Source organism: Flavobacterium sp. ACAM 123 (assembly GCF_000264055.1).
Classification (GTDB): Bacteria; Bacteroidota; Bacteroidia; order Flavobacteriales; family Flavobacteriaceae; genus Flavobacterium.
Genome location: NZ_AJXL01000067.1, coordinates 1 through 19,515, shown reverse-complemented (window position 1 = coordinate 19,515; position 19,515 = coordinate 1). Strand labels below are relative to the sequence as shown.

23 protein-coding genes and 1 pseudogene are annotated in these 19,515 nt (G+C 34.9%); 18 read left to right on the top strand and 6 right to left on the bottom strand.

Annotated features, from left to right (window positions below; genetic code table 11):
- Both A3SG_RS0112365 and A3SG_RS0112360 read left to right on the top strand, forming a co-directional pair.
- Positions 1 to 1,162: S41 family peptidase (locus A3SG_RS0112365; RefSeq protein ID WP_016990337.1), on the top strand; the 1,162-nt coding region annotated here is incomplete at its 5' end.
- Entirely contained in the window at positions 1,162 to 1,968 is an 807-nt protein-coding gene (locus A3SG_RS0112360; protein WP_016990336.1) for an OmpA family protein, read from the top strand. The genes A3SG_RS0112365 and A3SG_RS0112360, both read left to right, overlap by 1 nt.
- Before the next feature lie 2 nt (positions 1,969 to 1,970).
- On the opposite strand, the gene A3SG_RS0112355 is transcribed toward A3SG_RS0112360, so the two are convergent.
- From A3SG_RS0112355 to A3SG_RS0112340, 4 genes are all read right to left on the bottom strand, one after another.
- Positions 1,971 to 2,417 (bottom strand): GNAT family N-acetyltransferase, encoded by a 447-nt coding sequence (locus A3SG_RS0112355; RefSeq protein WP_016990335.1) that lies wholly within the window; start codon positions 2,415 to 2,417, stop codon positions 1,971 to 1,973.
- Positions 2,418 to 2,459: 42 nt separating this feature from the next.
- The gene (locus A3SG_RS0112350) at positions 2,460 to 3,449 is read right to left on the bottom strand and encodes a DUF4837 family protein (RefSeq protein ID WP_016990334.1); all 990 of its coding nucleotides are present in this window, start codon (positions 3,447 to 3,449) and stop codon (positions 2,460 to 2,462) included.
- Positions 3,450 to 3,624: 175 nt separating this feature from the next.
- Positions 3,625 to 5,652 carry a LysM peptidoglycan-binding domain-containing protein gene (locus tag A3SG_RS0112345; RefSeq protein ID WP_016990333.1) on the bottom strand — a complete coding sequence of 676 codons (2,028 nt, stop codon included), beginning with the start codon at positions 5,650 to 5,652 and terminating at the stop codon, positions 3,625 to 3,627.
- Positions 5,653 to 5,759: 107 nt separating this feature from the next.
- The gene (locus tag A3SG_RS0112340) at positions 5,760 to 6,947 is read right to left on the bottom strand and encodes a phosphoglycerate kinase (RefSeq protein WP_029596789.1); all 1,188 of its coding nucleotides are present in this window, start codon (positions 6,945 to 6,947) and stop codon (positions 5,760 to 5,762) included.
- Between the two features lie 282 nt (positions 6,948 to 7,229).
- On the opposite strand from A3SG_RS0112340, the gene A3SG_RS0112335 reads away from it, so the two are divergent.
- The 4 genes from A3SG_RS0112335 (at position 7,230) to recA (ending at position 10,701) form a co-directional block, all read left to right on the top strand.
- Positions 7,230 to 8,378, top strand: coding sequence for an ATP-binding protein (locus A3SG_RS0112335; RefSeq protein ID WP_016990331.1), 1,149 nt, complete (start codon positions 7,230 to 7,232; stop codon positions 8,376 to 8,378).
- Positions 8,379 to 8,382: 4 nt separating this feature from the next.
- Positions 8,383 to 8,766 carry a DoxX family membrane protein gene (locus A3SG_RS0112330; protein WP_016990330.1) on the top strand — a complete coding sequence of 128 codons (384 nt, stop codon included), beginning with the start codon at positions 8,383 to 8,385 and terminating at the stop codon, positions 8,764 to 8,766.
- Between the two features lie 211 nt (positions 8,767 to 8,977).
- Positions 8,978 to 9,487 (top strand): acyl-CoA thioesterase, encoded by a 510-nt coding sequence (locus tag A3SG_RS0112325; protein ID WP_029596788.1) that lies wholly within the window; start codon positions 8,978 to 8,980, stop codon positions 9,485 to 9,487.
- A gap of 206 nt (positions 9,488 to 9,693) precedes the next feature.
- Entirely contained in the window at positions 9,694 to 10,701 is a 1,008-nt protein-coding gene (gene recA / locus A3SG_RS0112320) for a recombinase RecA (protein WP_029596787.1), read from the top strand.
- 35 nt (positions 10,702 to 10,736) lie between these two features.
- Here recA and A3SG_RS19810 read toward each other — a convergent pair whose 3' ends face one another.
- Positions 10,737 to 11,519, bottom strand: coding sequence for a lysophospholipid acyltransferase family protein (locus A3SG_RS19810; RefSeq protein ID WP_016990327.1), 783 nt, complete (start codon positions 11,517 to 11,519; stop codon positions 10,737 to 10,739).
- A gap of 104 nt (positions 11,520 to 11,623) precedes the next feature.
- On the opposite strand from A3SG_RS19810, the gene A3SG_RS0112305 reads away from it, so the two are divergent.
- From A3SG_RS0112305 to A3SG_RS0112275, 7 genes are all read left to right on the top strand, one after another.
- The gene (locus A3SG_RS0112305; protein ID WP_016990325.1) at positions 11,624 to 12,001 is read left to right on the top strand and encodes a GxxExxY protein; all 378 of its coding nucleotides are present in this window, start codon (positions 11,624 to 11,626) and stop codon (positions 11,999 to 12,001) included.
- Between the two features lie 138 nt (positions 12,002 to 12,139).
- On the top strand, positions 12,140 to 13,114 hold the full coding sequence (gene trpS, locus A3SG_RS0112300) for a tryptophan--tRNA ligase (RefSeq protein ID WP_016990324.1): 975 nt from the start codon (positions 12,140 to 12,142) through the stop codon (positions 13,112 to 13,114).
- A 191-nt stretch (positions 13,115 to 13,305) separates the two neighbouring features.
- Positions 13,306 to 14,088 (top strand): hypothetical protein, encoded by a 783-nt coding sequence (locus A3SG_RS0112295; RefSeq protein WP_016990323.1) that lies wholly within the window; start codon positions 13,306 to 13,308, stop codon positions 14,086 to 14,088.
- Positions 14,085 to 14,612, top strand: coding sequence for a hypothetical protein (locus A3SG_RS0112290; protein WP_016990322.1), 528 nt, complete (start codon positions 14,085 to 14,087; stop codon positions 14,610 to 14,612). The genes A3SG_RS0112295 and A3SG_RS0112290 overlap by 4 nt, the downstream gene beginning before the upstream one ends.
- Positions 14,613 to 14,625: 13 nt before the next feature.
- Complete coding sequence (locus A3SG_RS0112285) at positions 14,626 to 15,225, top strand: DUF6705 family protein (RefSeq protein WP_016990321.1); 600 nt, start codon at positions 14,626 to 14,628, stop codon at positions 15,223 to 15,225.
- A 54-nt stretch (positions 15,226 to 15,279) separates the two neighbouring features.
- Positions 15,280 to 15,693, top strand: a complete 414-nt coding sequence (locus A3SG_RS0112280; protein ID WP_016990320.1) for a hypothetical protein — start codon at positions 15,280 to 15,282, stop codon at positions 15,691 to 15,693.
- A 14-nt stretch (positions 15,694 to 15,707) separates the two neighbouring features.
- The gene (locus A3SG_RS0112275) at positions 15,708 to 16,133 is read left to right on the top strand and encodes a hypothetical protein (protein ID WP_083832448.1); all 426 of its coding nucleotides are present in this window, start codon (positions 15,708 to 15,710) and stop codon (positions 16,131 to 16,133) included.
- Between the two features lie 197 nt (positions 16,134 to 16,330).
- On the opposite strand, the gene A3SG_RS0112270 is transcribed toward A3SG_RS0112275, so the two are convergent.
- On the bottom strand, positions 16,331 to 16,531 hold the full coding sequence (locus A3SG_RS0112270; protein ID WP_410500998.1) for a hypothetical protein: 201 nt from the start codon (positions 16,529 to 16,531) through the stop codon (positions 16,331 to 16,333).
- A 190-nt stretch (positions 16,532 to 16,721) separates the two neighbouring features.
- Between A3SG_RS0112270 and A3SG_RS19805 the strand changes: the two are divergent.
- The 5 genes and pseudogenes from A3SG_RS19805 to A3SG_RS19800 all read left to right on the top strand — a co-directional run.
- Positions 16,722 to 17,273: pseudogene (locus A3SG_RS19805) on the top strand (REP-associated tyrosine transposase); the annotation flags it as partial.
- Positions 17,274 to 17,465: 192 nt separating this feature from the next.
- Positions 17,466 to 17,810 (top strand): hypothetical protein, encoded by a 345-nt coding sequence (locus tag A3SG_RS0112260; protein ID WP_232226364.1) that lies wholly within the window; start codon positions 17,466 to 17,468, stop codon positions 17,808 to 17,810.
- A gap of 125 nt (positions 17,811 to 17,935) precedes the next feature.
- Positions 17,936 to 18,532, top strand: coding sequence for a DUF6705 family protein (locus A3SG_RS0112255; protein ID WP_157485455.1), 597 nt, complete (start codon positions 17,936 to 17,938; stop codon positions 18,530 to 18,532).
- 54 nt (positions 18,533 to 18,586) lie between these two features.
- Positions 18,587 to 18,892: a hypothetical protein gene (locus A3SG_RS0112250; protein WP_016990314.1), complete on the top strand. Its 306-nt coding sequence runs from the start codon at positions 18,587 to 18,589 to the stop codon at positions 18,890 to 18,892.
- Between the two features lie 231 nt (positions 18,893 to 19,123).
- Positions 19,124 to 19,515 (top strand): hypothetical protein (locus tag A3SG_RS19800; protein WP_157485453.1); only part of this gene is annotated, 392 nt, incomplete at its 3' end.

The following is a 19,515-nucleotide window of genomic DNA, read 5'->3' as shown; positions in this document are numbered from 1 at the left end:
CAAATACATCCGTCAAAAAAAACCAAATACAGCACAAATCATTCTTGATGAAGTCGAAATAAAATCGGTAGTGTTTTTCTCGAAAATAGATGCGAAAACAGGGTATATCGTATTGGCTCATTTTAACAAAAAAGCATCCTACGAAACCAAAATGGCTTTAGAGGAACTAAAGCGACAGGGCGCTGAAAGAATTATCTTAGACCTGAGAGGCAATCCCGGAGGCTTACTAAACGAAGCGGTAAACATCTGCAATCTGTTTGTGCCGAAAAACGAAGCTATAGTAACCACAAAATCTAAAAACGAAAAACACAACAACACCTATAAGACAACAATGGAGCCGATAGATACTGAAATTCCATTAGTAATTATTATAAATGATAAAAGTGCTTCAGCATCAGAGATTGTTGCAGGAGCGCTGCAGGATTTAGACCGCGCCGTTGTAGTAGGTAGCCGAAGTTTTGGAAAAGGTCTGGTGCAAAAACCGATAGAATTGATGTATAATACCCAATTAAAAGTAACTATTTCCAGGTATTATACACCCTCAGGACGATGCATTCAAGCTTTAGATTATGCACACAAAGACAAGAATGGAGCAGCCATCAGGACAGAGGAAAAAAATTACAACAGCTTTAAAACTCGGAAAGGAAGAAGTGTTTACGACGGTGGCGGCATTTTACCCGACATACAACTGGAAGAAACTAAAACAAGTGCTATTGCCAACGCCCTGCTAAAAAATGATGGGATTTTCAATTTTGCCACCGACTATTATTATAAAAACCCGAATTTGGGCGATCAAATACCCACTTTATCGACTGCAGATTACTTAAACTTCAAGCAATTTTTAAAAACTCAGAACATAGCATTCGACACGGAAACAGAGCAAGCGCTAAAAAACACTTTGGCACTAGCCAAAAAAGAAAAAATAGATGCTACCATCAGTACAGAATACGAGCAACTCCTTGTGGCAATTCAAAAAAGCGAAGAAACACTTTTAGATAAAAACCAAGAAGAAATTAAAGGTTTGATTGTTGATGAAATTATTAAACGTTACCAATATCAGGAAGGACTTTATAGGTATTATATAAAAACAAATTCAGAAATAAAGAAATCCGTCAGTATTCTAAACAATAGCGTTGACTATAAAAATATTTTAAAAATTTAATGCTGGGCTATTTTAAAATAATAGCGTTACTTTTTTTTGGCTACCTCAACGCTCAAACAGAAAAAGTTCAAACCGTATATTTTGATTTTGATAAATATGGACTTGACAGTCAACAAGAACAAAGCATTTTAAAATTTATTAGAAAGGTCGATACGGCTACAATCGAGTCTATCCAAATCTATGGTTATTGTGACGATAGAGGAAATGCTGATTACAATTATAAATTATCAGAACAAAGAGTGGGCACTGTGAGAAATATACTTACTTCACATGGTTTTAATAAAAACAAAATTGTAATTATTGAAGGCAAAGGTCGAGTGATTATAACTGATGATGTTATAGAAAATTGGAGTGAAATACGCTCCAAGAATCGTCGTGTTGATCTTGTGCTTGTTAGAAAAAATAGTTTTGGAGCGGGAATATACAATTCTTTTCAAGATCAACATACCGCAGGCGATCGCATTTACTTAGAAAAAATATATTTCCCGTTCGGAAGCAGTACGCTAAATTCGCAATCCAGACAAGAATTAGATAAAATAGCGAAGATTCTTAACTCCAATAAAAACCTTGAATTTGAAATCATAGGTCATGTATGCTGTACTCCTAGTTACTATACTGACGCAATCGATCGGGCGACCAACGAGAGAAAACTATCTGTCAATAGGGCCAAATCTGTTTTCCTCTATCTAATGAAGAAAAACATCAACAGCTTGAGAATGTCTTATAAGGGTGTTGGTAATAAATTCCCCTTGGGAAAAGGGGAAGAGTTTGACAGGAGAGTTGAGTTTCTTATTACTAAAACATAACACTACTCTCTATTCATATCAATGTGAGGAATATCATCTTCCAGGTACATCTCACTAGTTTGTACAAATCCATGGCTTTCATAAAACTTCTTTAAGTATAGCTGAGCGCCAATGGTTATTTTACTTTCACCATAATGCAATGCAATTCCAGTGATGGCTTCTCGCATCAAATCATGTCCCCATTTTCTATCACGGTAATTAGCATCGACAACCACTCTTCCTATCGAAGCGTTATCAAAACTAATTCCGGGTTTAATAAGTCGGGCATGAGCCACCACTTTTCCTTCAAACTCTCCAAAAAGATGCAACGCGAGCTTGTCTTTGCCGTCGAGATCGAGATACACACAATTTTGCTGCACTACAAAGATCTCACTCCTTAATTTAAGTAAATCATATAATTCGTTTACTGAAAGTGCCTCAAAAGGCTTTGTTTTCCATTGTATTGCCATGGATAGTTTATTTTATTAAAAGTTTAGATTTTGCGACTTGTGCTATTTTACGGTTCCTTTTTTAAGCACGGTAACTGATTTTATAATGGATTCCAGTTGATGCATGAAATCCCGTTTTTCTTTCGATGGAGAATAGCAAAAGCCTTCCAGAAACAGCACTCTTTGATTTTCTTCATCGAGAATAGCATAATTAATAAAAGGTCCCGACATGAAATCATTCCTCAACTCCCAGGTTCCTTTCATTTCATAGGTTACCTTGTCGTCCAGCTTAATCTTAAAAAAATAAGGAGAATAGGCTTCTTCAGTAATCATATCTGTATCAGGTTCTTTTCCGTGAATGTATAAAGCTCCTATAGAATCTCTTATTTTAATGATATTGGAAACTAAATTATTCTTGTTTTTTATAGCATTAATTGGGACTTGATACAGTAGCAAACTGGTGTTCCCGCTCACTAATTCTTTCTTCAACCAAATAAAATTGGATTCCTGTATCATATATTTATAATCGGATGGGACGTCTATTTTGATATCGAATTTATTGGTAATTATTCTGGGGTCAAGAAGTGCTTTTTTATTAATTCTTTGACATTCCTCAATTTCGGTCCGGCGAATAATTTGAATTATTTCCGGAGTGTTTTTTTGGAAAATAGCCAAGATAGCAGCCCCTGTTTTCCCTGAAATATGAAAAACATTTTGGGGTTCAGCGTACTGATTTTTATTAATCGTAAAATTATTTTTCTCCCCTATTTTTACTATAATAATGTTTCTACTGTCTGTCATAAATCCTTCCATAAGTTTAACAGGATATTGATTTATGGTAAAAAGAGGTTCTTCTTGCGGCAAGCCGATTACCGGAGAAGCAAACTTGTTTCTTATACTGTCCCCTATCTCGCCATTCCACTGCTGATCATCAATAATAACAGCGATATTATTGACTTCTCCTGTAGTTTTTCGAATAACGTTTGTGTTTTCCTTTTTACAGGAAAAAAACAAAACGGAAATAAGAAGCATTAAAAAATGGGTTTTCTTCATTCTGATCGTATTATGGAATAAAACCCAAATTTATAGAAGTTATACCAATTTTAGTTATTAATTAGTCCGAGAATATTGTCCTACTGCCAATGAATTGTGCCAGTTTTTTGACACACTATGGAAATAGTCCATTTTTTATTGGACTGCATGGAGTTCAAAATAACTATTCAACAGATTATCCGCTAATCTTTAACTTCATTCCAGGTTTGATGTTTTCATCTCGAATATCGTTCCACTTTTTAATATCTGAAATCGTAATCCCCGGATGCTTTTTGGCTATGCTATATAAAGAATCGCCTTTTTGAACATAATACTCAATTCTCGGTTTTGTAGAAACCGCAGCGGCATTACTCTTTTTTTTGAATGAATCTATCGAGGCTTGGACCGTATTAATGGCCACTTCATTTTTAGCAACGATCAAGACTTTGCCCAAAACAATGTTTTGACCTGACAACTGATTCCATTCTTTCAAATCGGCTAAAGAAGCACCAAATTTCTTCGCTATATTTTCGAGATTATCTCCTTTTTGGACTGTATATTCGATGTCTTTCTGGACGACCTCTGCAGCAATATCATTCTTAGAATCGGTATTTTTTTCTGCAACTTTTAAAGAAGCTCCTAATTGAATCGTTGTACTCAAGAGGGAATTCCACTTTTTAATTTCAGCTACCGTAACCTTGTTTTTTTGAGCAATACTGTTTAAATCATCTCCTTTTTGAACAATATAGACAGCGGCGGTATTCGCGGATAACGTATCTGTATTAAGCTCTTTTGTGATTTTAACTTCCTTTACGACTTTTACATCTGAGGAAGCAATTGCTGCCTTAGGTTCTTTCTTGACAGTTTGAACCACCGTTTCCGTAGTAATGATTTTCAAACTTTTACCATAAGCGATAGTATTGCTTCTCAGTCCGTTCCATTTCTTAATTTCAGACACAGCGACGTCGTACTTGTTAGCAATCGCACCAAGATTATCGCCTCGTCTTACTTTATAATATTTGGTTGCGCTGCGTGTAGTCGTTTTTGTTTCACTGCCGTTTTCCCCACTTTTCACTACCGCTCTTTCGTTTCGAAAAGGGTGTTCCTTAAGATCAAGTTCGTGTTGCACATAAGCATACATTTTGTCTTCATTCGAAACAAATGCCGCTATTTTCTCTGTTGGTAATCTCAAATAATGATTCTCGTCGTTGTAAAAAGGAATGATATTTAATTTGTAAGAAGGATTCAGTAATTGCAATTGCGCAACAGGAACATCTAGTAAGTCCGCAACCTGCTTAAATGACATTTGCTTTTTGATCATTATAGTATCAGTGGCGAAGTGCTGCACCACTGCTCTATCTGCTTTTATTCCATGCTCGTTGTGGTATTCATACAAATACATCGTGGCTAAAAATGCCGGAACATATCCCTGTGTTTCTCTTGGAAGGTGTTTTCTGATGTCCCAATAGCTTTGTTTTCCTCCGGAGCGTCTAATTGCTTTAGAAACATTTCCAGGTCCTGAATTATAAGATGCTAATACTAATTCCCAATCGCCAAAAATGGAATACATATTAGACATGTATTTTGCGGCAGCGGCTGTCGATTTCAAAGGATCACTTCGTTCATCTACATACGAATCAATCTTTAAGTTGTATTGTTTTCCAGTTTGGTACATAAACTGCCAAAGTCCGGTAGCACCCATTCTGGAAACTGCCTTTGGGTTTAGTGCTGATTCAACAATAGCCAAATACTTTATCTCCAAGGGCACATTTTCTTTGGCGAAAGCCTCTTCAAACATAGGAAAATAATATTCAGAAATAGCCATTAATCGCTCAAAGGAATGTTTCCTGTATTTCAGGAACGATTTAATTACATTCTCTAAGCTCTGATTGTATTCAATCTTGAAAGGCGATTTTGCGTTCATAGCCTCCAATCTTGATTTTAGCAATTCTGTAGGCAATTCATAATCTACCCTCGCGTCCATATTGAGGTTCTCAATATCTGAGGTGATGTCATTGTACAACTCGAGATTAGTCAATTCCTTCATCCATAAACTGTCTACGCAAGCAGCCATTTCATCTTTTACAAAGGTCTTTTTAATCGAGTCCAGATAGGAGAGATTTGTATCTATACTAACAATTCCTTTGCTTTCTGCAACTTGTTGCGAAAACGAAGGAATTGATGTTAATAAAATGAAGGATAGTGATATATTTTTTAAATTCATATTACGGTTGTCAACATCCTTAATTCTAAACGATTAAGGAACTATTTTTTTACAAACTTAATCTGTTATAACTACAAACTTCTATAAAAATTGTTAAAACTGAAATTCTAGTCTAAAATAGCTGCGATTCCTGGCAATACCTTACCCTCCAGCATTTCAAGCATGGCTCCTCCACCGGTAGAAACGTAGCTCATTTTGTCCTCAAGACCAAATTGCTTTACCGCTGCTACAGAGTCACCACCACCCACAAGAGAAAAGGCTCCTTTTGCCGTGGAAGCTGCTATAAATTTACCAAGCTCAATAGTACCATTAGCAAAATTTTCCATTTCAAAAACTCCTAAAGGACCATTCCAAAGTATCGTTTTTGACTCCATTATTACTTTTTCGAAGTTCGCCAATGATTTTGGTCCTGCGTCCAAACCTTGCCATCCATCAGGAATTTCACTTACATCAACAATTTTAGTTTCGGCATCATTTGAAAACGCATTTGCTGCAATAACATCAACTGGAATGTGAATTTGTACTCCTTTCTCTTTTGCCAATCTTAAAATTTCTAAAGCCAATTCCTGTTTGTCGTCTTCACAAATAGAATCTCCAATTTTTCCTCCCATAGCTTTTACAAAAGTAAAGGTCATTCCACCACCGATAATCATGTGGTCTACTTTGTCCAAAATATTTTCGATAACGGTAATTTTAGAAGACACCTTTGATCCACCAAGCACTGCTGTTACGGGCTTCTCGCTATTTTTTAATACTTTATTTAAACTCTCTATCTCTTTAGCTAATAACAACCCGAAACATTTTTTGTTTTCAAAATACTGAGCAATGATAGTAGTCGAAGCATGTGCTCTGTGTGCTGTTCCAAATGCATCATTCACGTACACATCTCCCAATGCCGCAAGTTGTTTTGCGAAACCAACTTCTCCAGCTTCTTCTTCACTATGAAAACGCAAGTTCTCCAATAACAACACCTCGCCTGATTTTAATGCTGCCGCAGCATTTTCAGCTTCTTTACCAATACAGTCAGAAACAAAATTAACTGGCAACCCAAGAATTTCTGAAGTTGTTTTCAAAATATGCTTCAAGGAGTATTTTTCTTCTACACCTTCTGGTCTCCCTAAGTGAGACATCAAAATTACACTTCCACCCTGCGCTAAAATTGCATCTATCGTGGGCTTAGCCGCTTCAATTCGAGTGGCATCGGTCACATTAAGACTTTCGTCCAAAGGCACATTAAAATCAACACGTATTATTGCTTTTTTATTTTTGAAATCAAAATCTTTTAAAGTCTTCATCAGGTCTGTTTTTAGTTTGTTTATTTGAACGAACATCAAATATAGCCCTTTTAGAGTGTTATTGAATTTGAAAAAACCAAAAAAACCGCCATATGATCAACGAAATCGATGTAAATAGACAACCATTTTATTTTTATGTCATTTAATAAGTGATATGTTCACAAAAAGAGGCAATTACTCTTTCTTAAATATTGGAATATCCAATGTCATTTTGCCGTTACATTTTACTAAACTTTGCCCTGTAAAATTTTAGACTAACCCATTTTCTTATATCTTTGCTTTATGCAATTTTCTGAAATTTTAGGGCAAGAACACATAAAAAGTCATCTAACACGCAGTGCCGATTTGGGTAGGATCCCGCATGCACAATTGTTTGTTGGTCCAGAAGGAAGCGGTACCTTAGCCATGGCGATTGCTTACGCACAATATATTTTGTGTGGCAATCAAAACGGAGAAAATAACGGTGTCAATCAAGCTTGTAATCTAAAGTTCCAAAAAATATCGCATCCTGATTTACACTTTGCCTATCCTACCGTAACCACCGAAGAAGTAAAAAAAAACCCGAAAAGTATTGATTTCATTACGGATTGGAGACAATTCATAACTAAGAATCCTTATGGTGGCTTATTTGACTGGTATGCCATATTGGGCGTTCAAAACAAGCAAGGCGAAATCAGAGTGGATGACGCACAGGAAATTCTAAAATCGTTATCCTTGAAATCATATGAAGGAGGGTATAAAATGATGGTTATATGGATGGCCGATAAGTTAAATATTGCCGCTTCCAATAAATTATTAAAGCTACTAGAAGAACCACCGGAAAAGACCGTATTTATTTTGATTACTGAGAATGAAGAAGATATAATTCAAACAATACGTTCCCGTTGCCAAATTTTACATTTTAACGGTTTGAGTGAGCCTATCATCGCAGAAGCTTTGATATTGCGAGAGCAGACTGATCCAAACATAGCGGCAAAAATCGCACATCAGGCACAGGGAAATTACAACATAGCTTTACATTTACTTCATGCCGATGATGAAGAGCATCCTTTTGAGCAATGGTTTGTCACCTGGGTTCGCGCGGCATTCCAAGCAAAAGGAAATGCTTCAGCGATTCAAGATTTGATTCTTTGGAGTGAAAAAATTGCAGGTTTGGGAAGAGAAACCCAAAAGAAATTCCTTCAATTTTGTATCGAAATGTTCCGTCAAGCATTAATGATGAATTACGAGACTAAAGGATTAGTTTACTTTGAACCAAAAGTCGATAAATTCAAATTAGAAAATTTTGCTCCCTTTGTAAATGGCAACAACATTAACGCTATTTTTAAAGAACTCTCTGATGCCATGTATCACGTAGAAAGAAACGGGAACGCAAAAATCATTTTAACTGATTTATCCATTAAGCTTACCAGACTAATCCATAAAAAGTAACCACATGAACAACGTTGCCTCTATTTTACTTTTAATTTTTTTAGCAATCTCCTTTCTCCAGTCCGGTTATGACAAACTATTTTATTGGAAAGACAACGTTAACTGGTTAAAAGATCATTTTGCTAAAACACCATTGCGAAATCAGGTGCCATTAGCATTGGCAAATGTTCTGGTATTAGAATTAATATCCGGCATTTTATGTATTGTAGGCTGTATCGAATTATTGATAAACAACGGTAGAACATTTGGTTTCTACGGCGCACTCTTTTCTTGTATAACCTTACTTATGCTGCTTTTTGGTCAACGACTAGCAAAAGATTACGATGGAGCAAGAACCGTTGTCATTTATTTTATACCGGCAGTAATGGCCGTTTACTGGTTAAATTAGACTACAAGAATAATCACTATAAACTTATAACTTATAGTTTAGCTACTGCAAATAGGGGTAGCTAAAAGCACGCACCGATTGAGCCGATTAAATGCCTTCATTCTTTTTAAGCAGTGACCAAAAGGTTTTAGAACCAGCGATGCTTTAAAGTACATAGTTTTAACTATTTTTGCTACCAATAAAGAAAAAAGTAATTAGATTGACATATAAAATGAGACCAAAACATCCTTCCGAATCCCTGACAACGCTAACTGATTTAGTATTACCTAGCGAAACAAATCCTTTGAATAACCTTTTTGGTGGTGAATTATTAGCTCGGATGGATCGTGCCGCAAGTATTGCCGCGAGAAGACATTCCAGAAGAATAGTAGTCACGGCATCCGTAAATAGCGTAGCTTTCAATAGAGCCATTCCATTAGGAAGTGTGGTTACTGTAGAGGCTAAAGTTTCCAGAGCTTTCAAAAGCTCGATGGAGATTTTTATCGACATCTGGGTCGAAGACAGAGAGTCTGGTAATAAAACAAAGGCCAATGAGGCCATTTACACTTTTGTTGCTGTGGATGACACGGGAAGACCGGTGGAAGTGCCCCAAATAATTCCGGAAACAGAGCTGGAACAAGAACGTTTTGACGCAGCGTTAAGACGCAAACAACTCAGTTTGGTTCTGGCTGGAAAAATGAAACCAGAAGAAGCCACAGAATTAAAGGCCTTGTTCCTGTAAAAACAAGCATTAACCACAATCGATTTTTCGCACAATCGATAGTTCAAAAAAAAAATAAAAGTAAAAATTCACATCATAAAAAGAAGTATTTTTACTAAAACATACGATTACTTTTAAATGAAATTTTCAGGATAATAATCCATCCTGTTATTTTGTTACAGATAGAAAAATAATACAAATAGATGAAAGAAAAGGTAAAAGAGAAGATGAGTACAGAGAAAGAAGCTAAATTAAAAGCGCTACAACTTACGCTTGACAAACTGGATAAAACCTACGGAAAAGGAACAGTAATGAAAATGGGCGATAAAGCGATCGTGGAAGTAGAAACTATTTCTTCAGGATCTTTAGGTATCGATTTAGCATTAGGAGTTGGTGGTTACCCAAGAGGAAGAGTTATTGAAATATACGGTCCAGAATCATCTGGAAAGACCACGTTGACGCTTCATGCTATCGCAGAAGCTCAAAAAGCAGGTGGAATTGCCGCTTTTATTGATGCGGAACATGCTTTCGACAGAAATTATGCTGAAAAATTAGGGGTAGATATCGAAAACCTTATTATTTCTCAACCAGATAATGGAGAGCAAGCATTAGAAATCGCTGAAAACCTGATTCGTTCAGGGGCAATTGATATTGTTGTTATTGACTCCGTTGCTGCTTTGACTCCAAAAAGTGAGATCGAAGGAGAAATGGGAGATTCTAAGATGGGACTTCATGCCCGTTTAATGTCTCAAGCATTAAGAAAATTAACTGGAACAATAAGCAAAACTAATTGTACTGTTTTCTTTATCAATCAATTGAGAGAGAAGATTGGAGTGATGTTCGGAAATCCGGAAACAACCACCGGTGGAAATGCATTAAAATTTTACGCTTCGGTGCGTTTAGATATTCGTCGTTCTACACAAATTAAAGACGGGGACAGCGTTCTGGGTAACAGAACTAAAGTAAAAGTGGTGAAAAACAAAGTAGCTCCGCCTTTTAAAATTGCTGAGTTTGACATCATGTACGGTGAAGGAATTTCAAAAACAGGAGAGATTTTAGATCTTGCCGTAGAATTTGAAATTATTAAAAAAGCAGGTTCTTGGTTCAGTTATGGTGAAACCAAATTAGGACAAGGCCGTGATGCGGTAAAATCGTTGATTAAAGACAACCCGGAATTAGCCGATGAGCTTGAAATCAAAATTAAAGCAAGAATAAAAGAATTAGCAGACGCATAAAACTAAAAAAGAGTTGGCCATGGCCAACTCTTTTTTTATACTTTATTTTTTGCCAAAATCGGTTTTTTCTCTTTTGATTCATTCTCAAACTTTACTAACTGAGTATAAATGACATCCCGAACATCCTCCCTGATATGTCTTCTGTCTACCCCAGTTTTTCCAAAGGTTTCGATTTGTTCGTGTATTTTAACCCGCATTAATCCGGGACCACCGCTGAAAAAAGTATAGGAAAGTCTCTTTTTATTATCGGCAAAACTGATAGGTACTATTGGAATTTGATGTTCAATTGCAAGACGGAATGCGCCGTCTTTAAACGTATCCAAAAGTATCGACTCATCATCAGGAACGCCACCTTCAGGAAAAATACAAACACTTAAACCGCGGTCTAATCTTTTCTGCGCCTCATTAAAAACCTTCAAGCGACTTTTTGAACAGCCCCTGTCCACTAAAATACAAGTCCTTTTATAGAAAAAACCAAATAACGGAATCTTACCCAATTCCTTTTTTCCAACAAACACGAATGGGTTTTTGACCGTGGCAAGCATCAGCATAATATCAGCCATAGAGGTATGATTGGCCACAATCATATAGCTTTTATCCAGCTCTAATGCTTGACTTTTTTCGATTTTATAGTAAAACCCCATTCCGAATAGAATGAATTTTGCCCAAATACGCGCCATCTTGAAATAATACGGATAGCCTTTTTCAGAAACTATAGACACTAATAAAAACGGCAACATAATCACTATGGGGATAGCAAATAAAACATAAAACCACATCCGCCATAAAGTCCAGAAAATTATTTTTATTCCTTTCATGACTTCAAAAATAAGGATTCCAATGATACTATTATTAAAAAGAATTAAATTTGGGAAATATAACCGCAAAGAACGCAAAGTTTTACGCAAAGTAAAAAACAAGAATGACTGAAAATGAGATTTCTAACATTGTAATTGGTTTAGCAATTGACGTACACAGAGGACTTGGTCCTGGTTTATTAGAAAACGCTTATAAAGAGTGCTTGTATTTTAAAATTAATCAAGCTGGCTTATTTGTTGAAAAAGAAAAAGCCATGCCTTTAATATTCGAAGACGTTTATTTGGATTGTGGTTACCGAGTAGATTTATTAGTTGAAAAGAAGTTGATAATCGAACTTAAAAGTGTAGATTCTTTAACCGTTATTCATTTAGCTCAGACCTTAACTTATTTAAAACTGGGAAAACACAAACTAGGACTTCTTATCAACTTTAATGAAATTCTATTAAAAAACGGAATCAGAAGGGTCGTTAATAACCTATAATTACTAAGTTATTCATCATTTTAATACCTTAGGCCTTGAAAAAAATATTCTTTGCAAACTTTGCGAAAAAACTTTCCGAACTTTGCGGTAAATAACTAAATAAACTACACGAACTTCGCACTTCAGAAAAAAATCACAATGGCTAAAATACTTACAGGCGTTCAAAGTACAGGAACTCCACATTTAGGAAACTTACTAGGCGCAATTATACCGGCAATACAATTATCAAATGATCCTAAAAACGAATCGTTTCTTTTCATTGCCGATTTGCATTCTATCACGCAAATAAAAAACGGAGAATTATTGAGAACGAATACTTACAGCACAGCAGCAGCTTGGCTGGCTTGTGGACTAGATGTTAATAAAGTGGTTTTTTACAGACAGTCGGACGTACCACAAACAGCGGAATTGTCTTGGTATTTGAGTTGTTTTTTTCCTTTTCAACGTTTGACTTTAGCGCATTCGTTTAAAGACAAAGCCGATCGATTAGAAGATGTAAACGCAGGGTTGTTTTCGTACCCGATGTTGATGGCTGCCGATATTTTATTGTATGATGCAGAGTTGGTACCCGTAGGGAAAGACCAATTGCAACATCTTGAAATAACTAGAGACGTTGCGTCAAGATTCAACCATCAAATGGGCGAAACCTTCGTTATTCCAGAAGCTAAAATTCAGGAGGATAGTATGCTGATTCCTGGAACTAATGGTGGAAAAATGAGTAAATCAGCCAATAATATCATCAATATATTTCTGGATGACAAGTCACTGCGCAAACAGGTGATGAGCATTGAAACCGACAGCACACCACTAGAAGACCCAAAAGATCCAGAAACTTGTAATGCGTTTGCTATTTATAAATTATTAGCAAGCGAAGAGCAGTTAGCAACTATGAAAGCTAATTATCTTGGAGGAAACTATGGTTACGGTCACGCCAAACAAGCTTTGTTTGAATTAATCACTGAAACATTCAAAACCGAAAGAGAAAAATACAATTACTACATCAACAATCTTCCTGAGGTAGATGTTTTATTAAAAATTGGTGCCGAAAAAGCATCGGATGTGGCCAATGGCGTTCTAGAAAGAGTTCGCGAAAAACTGGGGTTTGGTAGCTAATTTTTTTATATGATTCACAATACTTTTTAGAGTTTAAGTAAAAGCTGTTTTTGTTTGAAAAATCATTAAAAGTGGGTATTTGACAAACGGTTTATTTTAACTAGATTTGGCACAGACAATTTGCATGAATAATCTTAACTTTACAAACCAATTAATGAAACAAACCACAAAGCTACATTAGCAAATTTTTATTGCTTTTTATAGTTGCACTAAGCTTAACTAATTGCCAAGTTGAAGAAATTGCTACCGATGAAAATACTATTAAAACGGTAAGTAAGGAGGAGGCAATGCTTTATCTCGCACAAAATACGATCACTTCCAGATCAATAAAAGGAAAAAAACAAGCGGAAACAGCCGATTTAAATAATATTGCGCAAGAAAAAATAACAAATAGCGATCAACTATTGACCGTTATCCCTTTGTCTAACAACACAAGAACTAGATACAGCAGAATTCTTTTAATCAAAATAAAAGACGAATTGAAAAGTATTGTCTTTACTATGTATCCAGACACTGACGCGACAGCACAAGACTTTTCGGGAATAATAATGCTAAACAAAATTGATGGAACTTTTGTCAATGGTTTTCGAGCAAAAAAAGGATTATTGGTGTCTAAGTTAGCTACAATCAATACAAAGACCAGCTATAACCTCAGAAGCGCACAAGAGCCTATACCATTAGATGAAGTAATAATAATCAATAAATTTCCTGTCATCACTTACATATGGGATCGACCCGAAGACGTTAAGCCTGAATATAATTATTTATGGGATGGTGGATTTGGAGGTGGTGGAGGTCCCGCTGTTGAGCCTGAACCAGATACTGATGTAGATCCTTGCAATCAAATTAAAGATTTATTAGACTTCAACTCTGGCCAGACAAACAACATAAAATCAAACATTAAATGGCTTGAAGATAAAGTCAAAGCTATTGTAAACGTTAAGGAGGCAGGGGTTGAGGTCAAAAAACAATGAATAAAGATCAAAGCTTTAGTTACGAATTCAATCAAGTTTCGTCTGATCAAGAATTCTCAGTATTATTAGCCACCAATAAATCTAGTATTGGAGCTTTTCATTCTCATCCATCAAACGGATATGCGATGTTTTCTTTTCAAGACGTTCGATTTTTACTTGCTGTTTACGACGGAGCATTTCTCAGCCGACAAGGCGAAGCTTTTAATGGTTTAGTTTGTAAAGATGCTAATGGGAATACAAACACCTACATGCTAAAAATAAGTAATATTGATGTATTAAGGGCTCAAGTAGGAAATATTTGGAATAATGCGGACTATGCAACTTTATCTGAAGAAGAGAGAATTAAGACCATTCATATGGAGCAAGCAATAACATATTCCAATAGTAAAGGAGAACTAGAAAAAAGTTTTCTAGAACAATTTAAAAACTGTGGCGTAGAACTGTACAAAGCTGATGCAGCATCAAATAATTTTAACAAACTAACCTTAAATAACTCATCTGTTACTCCAATACCTTGTAACTAGTAAACATAAAATTATGAAAAATTATATTCAATACATCGCATTTATTTTGATACTAAGTTCTTGTAGCGCTCAATCAACTATTTATAATATAACTGAAGGCCATCTAGGAAAAACAAAAGGATCCTATTTTAAAGATATATATAACGTGCTTGATGGCTACGACGGGACCTACCTTTATAAAAACGGTTCTACATCTTTAAAATTTATATTAAAGAAAGAATTGAAATCTTATCGTTATTACTATGAAGACCTTATAGTTGGAGAGTTTCAGTTCATAAAAGATGGTATAGAGAAAGGCAACACTCTAGCTAATATAAACGTTAATTATACAGATGAATCTGTTAACCACATTATAACAGGTAATAGAATTATTATAGGCACGCAACTTGGCTGTCCAGATTGTTCCCCAACAGAAAAACGATTAAGGCTCAGTTTTGTAGATAATAAATCTCCAAACATTGCAGGTATAGACATACGGCAAACAACTGTAAATGGTGTTGCCGCTTTAAAGGTAGTAATCTTCTGGGATGGATTTATAACCCGAAAAGAAGGAGATACCGCTCCACCGCCTGCTAGCATACATACAGGTGAGTACCTTATGATAAAGCAGTAATCAACAAAATAAATTCTCAAATCTTAACCTATTTGAGGATCAACTTATTTAGTCATGAACAAAATACTCAAAATTTTCGCAATACTATTTTTATTAGTACATAGCAGCTGTAAAGCACAACAAATGGTACAAACTCCCAACGATGCTTATAAATTAAAAATAAATGAGAAACAATTTCTAAATAAACCACTAAAATATTTATTGAACGAAATTAAACCAGAGATAAAAACTGCATTTGGAACTTTAGATTTTCCGTCCTATTTTTCTTTTAGATTTATAGATTCTGAGGAAATAAGACGTAGACCTGTTGAAAATAATTCCTTGGGATTATATGTATATGTAAAAGAACCTGTAGAATGGGACTTTGATAAAAGAGCAAAAGGTAAAGAATTTCTATGGACAAAAGAAGACGTGGAGAAATACGGCAACCTTACTGTAATACGTATCAAAGTAATTGGTAAAGATTAGAGAATTAAAAATTCATGAAAAACACATTAAAAATTTTCTCAATACTACTACTATTAATTAATTATAGTTGTAAATCGCAACAAATGGTGCAAACCCCTAATGATGCCCATAAATTAAAAACAAATGAGCAGCAATTTATCAACAGACCACTAAAATATTTATTGAACGAAATTAAACCAGAGATAAAAACTGCTGGAGCAAGCAATGAAGTGGGTCATCAGTTTTTCTCGTTTAGATTTAGAACCTTGGAACAACATAAAAAAAATGAGGGAAGTTATGAAGACAAAGTCTCGTTATATGTTTACGTAAAAGAACCTATTGCTTGGAAATGGGAGCAAAGACCTAAAGGAAAAGAATTGGAATGGACCAAAGAAGATACCGAAAAATATGGTAATCTTATTGTGATCCGAATAAAAGTAATAAACCAACCAAAAGAATAAATAGTTAAAACAAAATTAATGGCTCTCCGCAGTATTCCCTTATAGCACAGACGCTGCGCAAATGTCTCTTGACTTTGCGCCCGCTGCTATAATCAAAACCATAGTATCATAAAACTATCTGGCAATGTCTTTGTAGATACCGCTCTTTCCTCTCATCCTCTTCAGGGTTTAAAACCCTGAAGAGGATTTTTATAAAATCAAATCGCCTCAAACAAATTCCCTGGCAACGGCCGAATCACACCTTTGAGTTCCATATTCAATAGCATTCCTGACATTCTGTAAATAGTAAAATCACATCGCAAGGCAATTATATCCAACAGTTCTTTTCCGGTTTTCAACAGGTAATCGTATACTTTTTGCTCATCATCATCGAGCGTGACGAACAATTGTTTTTGCACAGGTTTTGTCTTTGTCTGGATATCCCAATTCAGGGTATAACCCGATTGCTTGGATATGCAATAATTTCCTTGTAAAGATAGCGCAGAATTGCATGCTGTGCTCACAAAGTTGAGCAGGCAATACAAGTCAACAAAGCTACATTCTATAAAAAGGTGTGGCTTTTTTTAGTATTTTTAAAACAAAAAAAAGTCAACAAAATATAAAGCCACAACAACAGACCAAGCCTATTTTATAACTATAACAACAGTGGGTTGGATTGATGTCTTTACAAGATTGAGTCAAAAATATGTTATTACCAATGCATTGAAACATTGCCAAGAAAAGAAAGGTTTAGAAATTTATGCTTATTGTTTGATGTCAAGTCATTTGCATTTGTTGTGTAAAGGGAAAGAAGGCTTTGTTTTGTCTGACATTATGCGAGATTTCAAGAAATTTACCTCTAAACAAATTGTAAAAACAATACAAGAAGAGCCTGAAAGTCGAAGGGAGTGGATGTTGGATTATTTTCAAAAATCGTGTGAACACCTCAAAAAAGAGCAAAAATATAAAGTTTGGCAAAATGGTTATTACGCAGAAATTGTGGAAAGCAATTGGTTTATCAAGCAAAAAATAAATTACATTCATTACAATCCTGTAAAAGACAAAATTGTAACTCTTCCAGAGGATTATTATTTTATTTCGGCAAGAAATTATGCCGGTTTAGATTATGAATTAGAAGTAATTTTGTTAGATTTATTTTAGTTACCAATAGGAATGGGCACAGAATGCAATTCTGCGCTATCAGCTGCATGATGTACATATCTGCGCGATCGGGACAAAAACATGTAATTCAATACCTTGCAATTAACATTAAACTTTACAACCATGAAAAATATATTTAAATTTCTCGCAGTCATTTATCTATTTTTTAATTACAGTTGCAACGCGCAACAAATGGTACAAACCCCTAATGATGCACATAAATTAAAAACGTTTGAGCAACAATTTATTAATAAACCTTTGAAGAATTTGCTAAAAGAGATTAAACCAGAAATAAAAACATCTTACGGCAACATTGGCGACCCATCGTACTTTTCTTTTAGATTTATTGAATCTGAAGAAATAAAACGAAGACTATTAGAGAATAACTCACTAGGATTATATGTTTACGTAAAAGAGACTTTAGATTGGGACTTTACTAAAAGACCTAAAGGTATAGAGTATCTATGGACCAAAGAAGATATTGAAAAATATGGTGACCTTAAAGTAATTCGTATCAAAGTCATTGGAAATGATTGATTTTTAAAAAAAAAATCACCAAACCCTTTCTTTTTCAAAATCGAAAGGGTTTCTTGCTTAAATCGCCTCAAACAACTTCCCTGGCAGTGGCCGTACCACTCCTTGTAACTAATAAACACATAATCATGAAAAATTATATTAAATATATCGCAATTTTCCTTTTCCTAAGTAATTGTAAAGCGCAGAATCTAATATATGACATTTCTACCTCTAGAGAAGGAATTAAAGGATCTTATTACAAAGATGTAAATAATGTACTTGATGGATACGACGGAACTTATCTATATACAAACGGTTCTACATCATTAAAATTTATATTAAAGAAAAAAATAAAATCGTCAGGATATTACTACGAAGACCTTATTGTTGGAGAGTTTCAGTTCATAAAAGATGGTATAGAGAAAGGCAATACATTAGCAAATATCAATGTTAATTATACAGATGAAGAGATTAATCATATTATAACTGGAAATACGATTATTATAGGCACGCAACTTGGCTGTCCAGATTGTTCCCCAACAGAAAAACGATTAAGGCTCAATTTTGTAGATAATAAATCTCCAAACATTGCCGGCATAGAAATACGACAAACTACAGTAAATGGTGTTGCCGCTTTAAAGGTAGTAATCTTCTGGGATGAATTTATAACCCACAAAGAAGGAGATCCTGCCCCGCCGCCTGCTAGCATACATACAGGTGAGTACCTTATGATAAAGCAGTAATCAACAAAATAAATTCTCAAATCTTAACCTATTTGAGGATCAACTTATTTAGTCATGAACAAAATATTTAAAACTATAATCATATTGTTTTTTGTGGCAAACGACAGTTGCAACGCGCAACAAATGGTACAAACCCCTAATGATGCACATAAATTAAAAACGAATGAAAAACAGTTTATAAATAAACCGTTAAAAATTTTACTGAAAGAGATTAAACCAGAAATAAAAACATATTACGGCAACATTGGCGATCCATCTTACTTTTCTTTTAGATTTATCGAAACTGAAGAAATAAAACGAAGACCATTAGAGAAAAACTCACTAGGACTATATGTTTATGTAAAAGAGACATTAGATTGAGACTTTACTAAAAGACCTAAGGGCAAAGAGTATCTATGGACCAAGGAAGATATTGAAAAATATGGTGACCTTAAAGTAATTCGTATAAAAGTCATTGGAAATGATTAATTTTAATAAAAAATCACCAAACCCTTTCTTTTTCAAAATCGAAAGGGTTTCTTGCTTAAATCGCCTCAAACAACTTCCCTGGCAGTGGCCGTACCACTCCTTGTAACTAATAAACACATAATCATGAAAAATACGCTTAAAATTTTCGCAATATTACTCATTTTAACAAATTATAGCTGTAAAGTAAAGCAATTAGTACAAACACCTACTGAGGCCACTAAATTAAAAACAAATGAACAACAGTTTATAAATAAACCGTTAAAAATTTTACTGAAAGAGATTAAACCAGAAATAAAAAACGTACTTGGAACTATAGGCGACCCATCTTATTTCGCTTTTAATTTTATCAGTCGGGAAGAAATAAAACAAAAAGTACTTGGAAGAAAACGCATAAATCTCTATGTATATGTAAAAGAGCCACTTGATTGGGACTTTACTAAAAGACCGAAAGGAAAAGAATATTTATGGTCAAAGGAGGATGTCGAGAAATATGAAAACCTTACTATAATAAGTTT

Bases quoted from the DNA above. Each gene is read 5' to 3' on its own strand.
- A3SG_RS0112360 (WP_016990336.1), top strand. From the start codon at position 1,162: ATGCTGGGCTATTTTAAAATAATAGCGTTACTTTTTTTTGGCTACCTC.
- A3SG_RS0112355 (WP_016990335.1), bottom strand. From the start codon at position 2,417: ATGGCAATACAATGGAAAACAAAGCCTTTTGAGGCACTTTCAGTAAAC.
- A3SG_RS0112350 (WP_016990334.1), bottom strand. From the start codon at position 3,449: ATGAAGAAAACCCATTTTTTAATGCTTCTTATTTCCGTTTTGTTTTTT.
- A3SG_RS0112345 (WP_016990333.1), bottom strand. From the start codon at position 5,652: ATGAATTTAAAAAATATATCACTATCCTTCATTTTATTAACATCAATT.
- A3SG_RS0112340 (WP_029596789.1), bottom strand. From the start codon at position 6,947: ATGAAGACTTTAAAAGATTTTGATTTCAAAAATAAAAAAGCAATAATA.
- A3SG_RS0112335 (WP_016990331.1), top strand. From the start codon at position 7,230: ATGCAATTTTCTGAAATTTTAGGGCAAGAACACATAAAAAGTCATCTA.
- A3SG_RS0112330 (WP_016990330.1), top strand. From the start codon at position 8,383: ATGAACAACGTTGCCTCTATTTTACTTTTAATTTTTTTAGCAATCTCC.
- A3SG_RS0112325 (WP_029596788.1), top strand. From the start codon at position 8,978: ATGAGACCAAAACATCCTTCCGAATCCCTGACAACGCTAACTGATTTA.
- recA (WP_029596787.1), top strand. From the start codon at position 9,694: ATGAGTACAGAGAAAGAAGCTAAATTAAAAGCGCTACAACTTACGCTT.
- A3SG_RS19810 (WP_016990327.1), bottom strand. From the start codon at position 11,519: ATGAAAGGAATAAAAATAATTTTCTGGACTTTATGGCGGATGTGGTTT.
- A3SG_RS0112305 (WP_016990325.1), top strand. From the start codon at position 11,624: ATGACTGAAAATGAGATTTCTAACATTGTAATTGGTTTAGCAATTGAC.
- trpS (WP_016990324.1), top strand. From the start codon at position 12,140: ATGGCTAAAATACTTACAGGCGTTCAAAGTACAGGAACTCCACATTTA.
- A3SG_RS0112290 (WP_016990322.1), top strand. From the start codon at position 14,085: ATGAATAAAGATCAAAGCTTTAGTTACGAATTCAATCAAGTTTCGTCT.
- A3SG_RS0112285 (WP_016990321.1), top strand. From the start codon at position 14,626: ATGAAAAATTATATTCAATACATCGCATTTATTTTGATACTAAGTTCT.
- A3SG_RS0112280 (WP_016990320.1), top strand. From the start codon at position 15,280: ATGAACAAAATACTCAAAATTTTCGCAATACTATTTTTATTAGTACAT.
- A3SG_RS0112275 (WP_083832448.1), top strand. From the start codon at position 15,708: ATGAAAAACACATTAAAAATTTTCTCAATACTACTACTATTAATTAAT.
- A3SG_RS0112260 (WP_232226364.1), top strand. From the start codon at position 17,466: ATGGTACAAACCCCTAATGATGCACATAAATTAAAAACGTTTGAGCAA.
- A3SG_RS0112255 (WP_157485455.1), top strand. From the start codon at position 17,936: ATGAAAAATTATATTAAATATATCGCAATTTTCCTTTTCCTAAGTAAT.
- A3SG_RS0112250 (WP_016990314.1), top strand. From the start codon at position 18,587: ATGAACAAAATATTTAAAACTATAATCATATTGTTTTTTGTGGCAAAC.